The organism is Dietzia maris, from assembly GCF_014144855.1.
GTDB classification, from domain to species: Bacteria; Actinomycetota; Actinomycetes; order Mycobacteriales; family Mycobacteriaceae; genus Dietzia; species Dietzia kunjamensis.
Genome location: NZ_JAALDN010000279.1, coordinates 1 through 4,998 on the forward strand (window position 1 = coordinate 1; position 4,998 = coordinate 4,998).

At 70.4% G+C, this 4,998-nt stretch carries 4 protein-coding genes; 2 read left to right on the plus strand and 2 right to left on the minus strand.

Going from position 1 to position 4,998, the window contains the following annotated elements; translation table 11 throughout:
• Positions 1-23: 23 nt before the first annotated feature.
• Together G6024_RS09665 and G6024_RS09670 are read left to right on the plus strand one after the other, a co-directional pair.
• On the plus strand, positions 24-842 hold the full coding sequence (locus G6024_RS09665; protein ID WP_120282781.1) for a class I SAM-dependent methyltransferase: 819 nt from the start codon (positions 24-26) through the stop codon (positions 840-842).
• 36 nt (positions 843-878) lie between these two features.
• Entirely contained in the window at positions 879-2,390 is a 1,512-nt protein-coding gene (locus G6024_RS09670) for an aldehyde dehydrogenase (RefSeq protein WP_338402911.1), read from the plus strand.
• A gap of 85 nt (positions 2,391-2,475) precedes the next feature.
• Here the strand turns inward: G6024_RS09670 and G6024_RS09675 are convergent, their stop codons facing one another.
• Together G6024_RS09675 and G6024_RS09680 are read right to left on the minus strand one after the other, a co-directional pair.
• Positions 2,476-3,138: a response regulator transcription factor gene (locus tag G6024_RS09675; protein ID WP_069389041.1), complete on the minus strand. Its 663-nt coding sequence runs from the start codon at positions 3,136-3,138 to the stop codon at positions 2,476-2,478.
• A gap of 98 nt (positions 3,139-3,236) precedes the next feature.
• Complete coding sequence (locus G6024_RS09680; protein ID WP_132062847.1) at positions 3,237-4,814, minus strand: sensor histidine kinase; 1,578 nt, start codon at positions 4,812-4,814, stop codon at positions 3,237-3,239.
• Between the last annotated feature and the right edge of the window lie 184 nt (positions 4,815-4,998).

Genomic DNA, 4,998 nt, shown 5'->3' on the forward strand with positions numbered 1-4,998 from the left:
CTGCCGCCGGTATCGTCACCGCCGTGATCACCGATCCCGTCCACCGCTCGCCCGCCCTGCGCTCGGTGGCCCGCCGCGCCACCCTCGGTCGGTCGCTCGGATTGCTGCGTTCGTTCCCGCTCGAGCAGTCCGACCCGGACGTCTTCTACTCCGGTCTGGCCCGCGACACCGTCGAACTGGTGGCGGACCTGTGGGAGCGCGCCGGTGACCGGCCGGCCGGGCGGGGCCCCGGGTCCGACACCGGCCGCCTCCCGGGGCTGACGGTGCTGGACGTCGGCGGCGGGCCGGGTTATTTCTCCGACGCCTACGCCGCCGAGGGGGCGCGGTACGTGTCCGTCGAACCGGACGTGGGGGAGATGTCGGCGGCGGGCCTGGACCAGGCGGGCTCGATCCGCGGCAGCGGGATGTCGCTGCCGATCCGATCGGACTGCGTCGACGTGTGCATCTCCTCCAATGTGGCCGAACACGTCCCCGAGCCCTGGACGATGGCCGAGGAGATGTGTCGGGTCACGCGACCGGGCGGCCTCGTCGTCGTCTCCTACACGCTCTGGTACGGACCCTTCGGCGGCCACGAGATGGGACCCACCCACTACCTCGGTGGCGAGCGGGCGCGGCGGATGTACGAGCGTCGCCACGGCCGGCCGCCCAAGAACGTCTACGGCGAGTCCCTGTTCGAGGTGGGCTGCGCCGAGGGGCTCGACTGGGCACGCCAGACCGGATCGGCCGAACTGGTCGCGGCGTTCCCGCGCTACCACCCACGGTGGGCGTGGTGGCTGGTGCGCGTGCCACTGGTCAGGGAGGTCCTGGTGTCCAACCTCGTGCTGGTGATGCGGGCCGGGTAGCTGCCCCACGGGGCGCCGTGGACTCGCTACAGTGAGGTGGAACACGTTCTTGTTTTCTACCTCTCGGAGGTCCCCGTGGTCGTCGTCCATGACAAGCTCTTCTCCGGCACCCGCTGGACCGATCCCATCACCACCGGCGTCCTCGAGGTGACCTCGCCCGCCACCAACGCGGTCGTGGGCCGGGTCGCCGAGACCACCACCGAGGACCTGGACGAGATGATCAGCCAGGCGCGCGACTCGTTCGAGTCCGGCGTGTGGCGCTCCACCCCGCCCGCCGAGCGCGGCGCCCTGCTGGCCCGCGTGGCCGACATGCTCGAGGAGCGTCAGGCCGAGGTGTGCCAGATCCTCTCCGACGAGATGGGCACCCCGCCCGGCACCGCCGCCATGATCCAGGTGACGCCGACCCTCGGCGTGCTGCGGTACTACGCCCGCCTGGCCGAGACCTTCCCGTGGTCCGAGGTGCGGCACGGGGACTTCGGCGCGTCGGTCATCACCCGCCACCCCGTCGGCGTCGTCGCCGCCATCACCGCGTGGAACGTCCCGCTCTACCTCAACACCGCCAAACTGGCGCCCGCACTGCTGTCCGGCAGTTCGGTGATCCTCAAGCCGTCCTCGGCCACGCCGCTGTCCGCGCTGTGGCTGGCCGACCTGTTCCGTGAGGCCGGGCTGCCCGAGGGCGTGCTGTCCGTGGTGACCGGCCCCAGCTCCGTGGGCGACCACCTCGTCTCGCACGCGGACGTCGACAAGATCTCGTTCACCGGCTCCACCGGGGTCGGCAAGCACATCGCCGGGATCGCCGCCCAGAGCCTCACGCGCTGCTCGCTGGAGCTGGGGGGCAAGAGCGCCGCCATCGTGCTCGAGGACGCCGACATCGCCGCCAACGCCGGCACCATGGTCTTCTCCGCCTTGATGAACTCCGGGCAGGCGTGCGTGTCCCAGAACCGCATCCTCGCGCCGCGGTCGAGGTACGACGAGGTCGTCGAGGCGCTGGTGGAGAACGTCAAGGCCATGCCCGTGGGTGACCCGGCCGACGACGGCACCGCCTTCGGCCCGCTGGCCAACCACAAGCAGAAGGCGTCCGTCGAGGGCTACATCCGCAAGGGCGTCGAGGAGGGCGCGACCATCGCCTACGGGGGCGGCACGGTCGAGGGACTGCCCGAGGGTGTCGCCGAGGGTGCCTACGTGCAGCCGACCGTCTTCCGGGACGTCGACAACTCGATGACCATCGCCCAGGAGGAGATCTTCGGGCCGGTCCTGCAGGTCATCGCCTACGACACGGTCGACGAGGCAGTGCAGATCGCCAACGACTCCGAGTACGGCCTGGCCGGGGCCGTGTACTCCGCAGACCCGGATGCCGCGCTCGCCGTGGCCCAGCGGGTGCGCACCGGCACAATGGGCATCAACTGGTACGCCTTCGACCCGAGCGCGCCCTTCGGGGGGTTCAAGAACTCGGGCCTGGGTCGCGAGAACGGCCCCGAGGGGCTCGAGGCCTTCTGCGAGCTGCAGAGTGTGCTCATGCCGTTCGGTTGGGAGCCCGGCGAGGGCTGAGACCTCGACAGATGTGAAGACCCCCGGCCTCGGCCGGGGGTCTTCACACATCGGACGCGTCGGCGCGGCGCCGACCGGCCGGGTGTCACTCCACGCGGTAACCGACGCCGCGGACGGTCTGCACCTTGTTCTCGCCGATCTTGCGACGCAGGGAACGGATGTAGACGTTGACGATGTTGGAGCCCGGGTCGAAGTCCATGCCCCACACGCTCTCGAGCAGCTGCTCGCGACTGATGGTCTCGCCCTTGTTGCGCAGCAGCATCTCGAGCAGCGAGTACTCGCGGTTGGTCAGCTCCTGGATCCGGCCGTCCACCTCGACCCGGCGGGTGCGGATGTCCAGGCGCATGCCCGCGTGCTCGAGGATGCCCGGGTCCTCGGTGGCCTCGTACTCGCGCAGCCGCAGACGGATGCGGGCGAGCAACTCGGGCACGCGGAAGGGCTTGACCATGTAGTCGTTCGCGCCGGACTCCAGCCCCTCGACGGTGTTCGCCACACTGTCGCGGGCCGTGAGGATGATGACGGGTGCGGCGAACCCGCGGTCGCGGGCCTCGCGGAGGAGGGTCAGCCCGTCGGTGTCCGGCAGGCCGATGTCGAGCAACATCAGGTCGATGTCGGAGATCGTCGACAGGATCGCCTGGGCGCTCTCCCCGTCCACGGCCTCGAGTGCGGTGTACTCCGCGCCGCCGAGTGCCTTCACCAACACCGATCGGATGAGATCGTCATCCTCCACGACGAGAACATTCGTCATGCAACCCTCCTTCTCGAACCCGGAGTATCCCACGGGAAGACATTGGTTGGACGCTGCCCGGTCCCGTGTCCGCGGTTTCGTCCGGGACGTGCGCGGGATCAGCGCGTACCGCTGTCGCCCGACGCGACCGGCTCGGCGTCCCCGTCGTTGCGGGGCCGCTTTTCCGGTGGTGGTGCGATGAGGGGGACGACGATGCAGAACACCGCGCCCCCGCCCTCGGCGTTGAACGCGAACGCACGTCCCCCGTGCGCCTTGGCGATGGTGGAGACGATGGCCAGACCGAGGCCGGTGCCGCCCCGGCCGTCGCGGAGCTGGCCGCGCGCGGTGTGGAAACGCTGGAAGATGCTCTCCTCTTCCCCGGGCGGGATCCCCGGTCCGCTGTCGCGGACCCACCACAGGAGCCGTCGGCGGTAGTCCTCCCGCTTGGGCGACGGGGCGACGGGCCCCGCGGCGAATTCGTCGGGCACGGTGGGATCCCCCGGCTCGATGATCCGGCACCCGATCTCGATGGTGTCGCCGGGGCCGGTGAAGCGGACGGCATTGGAGCAGAACTGCATGAGTGCCTGCGTGATGCGGTGCTGGTCGAGTCGGGCCACGCCCTCGGCGTAGGGGAGCACCCGCCAGTCACGGTCGGCGATCACGTCGATCTTCGCCTCGACGTCCAGCACGAGTTCGGCGACGTCGGTCGGGACGGTCCGGAGGAAGTCGGGACGGTCGGCCCTGGCGAGGGTGAGCAGGTCCTCCACGATGCGGGTCATCCGCGACAGCTCGTCCTGCATGAGGCGGGTGGCCTCGGCACGCCCGTCGGGGTCGTCGGGCATGAGGTCGAGGTTGCCCTGCACGACGGTCAGGGGCGTCCGCAGTTCGTGCCCGGCATCGTCGAGGAACTCCCGCTGGGTCCGGTAGGCCTCCTCGACGCGTTCGAGCATGGCGTTGACCGTGTCGGCGAGTGAGACGATCTCGTCGGGTCCGTCGGAGGGGACGCGCCTCGACAGGTCGGCGGCGGAGATGGTCTCGGCGGCCTCGCGGATACGGCGCACCGGCACGAGCATCCGCCCGGCGATCCACCACGCGAGTACCGCACTGACGACCATGCCTCCGGCGCTGGCCCAGCGCATGTAGAACACGACGCGCCGTGTCTCCTGGTGGGTGCCCCGGTCGTTGACGGCGACGACGATGTTGGCCAGCCCGGCGGGGCTCTCGACCGTGGTCTTGCGCCACCGCACCGAGCCGTCGAGGATCCCCGAACTCTCGGTGGAGACCAGGCCGATCCGTTGGATCTGTGAGCGTATCGCCGGCGGGAAGAGCTGGTCCTCCTCGGGCCCGTACCGGGAGAGCGTGAACTGGGTGCCCGACTCGGTGGCCGTCCCGACCAGCAGCAGCTCCGAGGACGGGTACTGCTGGGCGAGGTATGCCCGGATCAACTGCTCGACCGTGGGGTTCTCCGACTCGAAGGACGGCAGGATCCCGGCCGTCATGAAGGTCGTGAAGTCGGCGGCCTCCCGGTTGAGCCGCGAGTCCATCACCCGTTCGGTGCTGAGGTTCAGCAGTTGGAACGTGAACACCATCATCGCCGCGAACACGGCGGCGGTGATCAACGTGATGCCGAGGGTGATGCGGAGCCGGGCGGAGTGCCACCAACGGATCGGGGCCGACGTCCGTATCGAGGCGTTCACCTCGGCATCGGGTGGTCGTCGCCGGACGCTCTCGGGCTGGACACCGTCGGGCTCGCCTCCGTCGTGCCCGCCTCCGTCGTGCCCGCCTCCGTCGCGCCCGCCCCCTGCGAGGTCGTCACCGGCCCGCTCGCGGCACGGTCTCCCACGGGAGGTCGGCCGAGCACCGGAGCGCCGCCGACGGGCG

What these genes read in the sequence shown, in the direction of transcription:
- G6024_RS09675 (WP_069389041.1), bottom strand. Translation starts at nt 3,138, where the DNA reads ATGACGAATGTTCTCGTCGTGGAGGATGACGATCTCATCCGATCGGTG.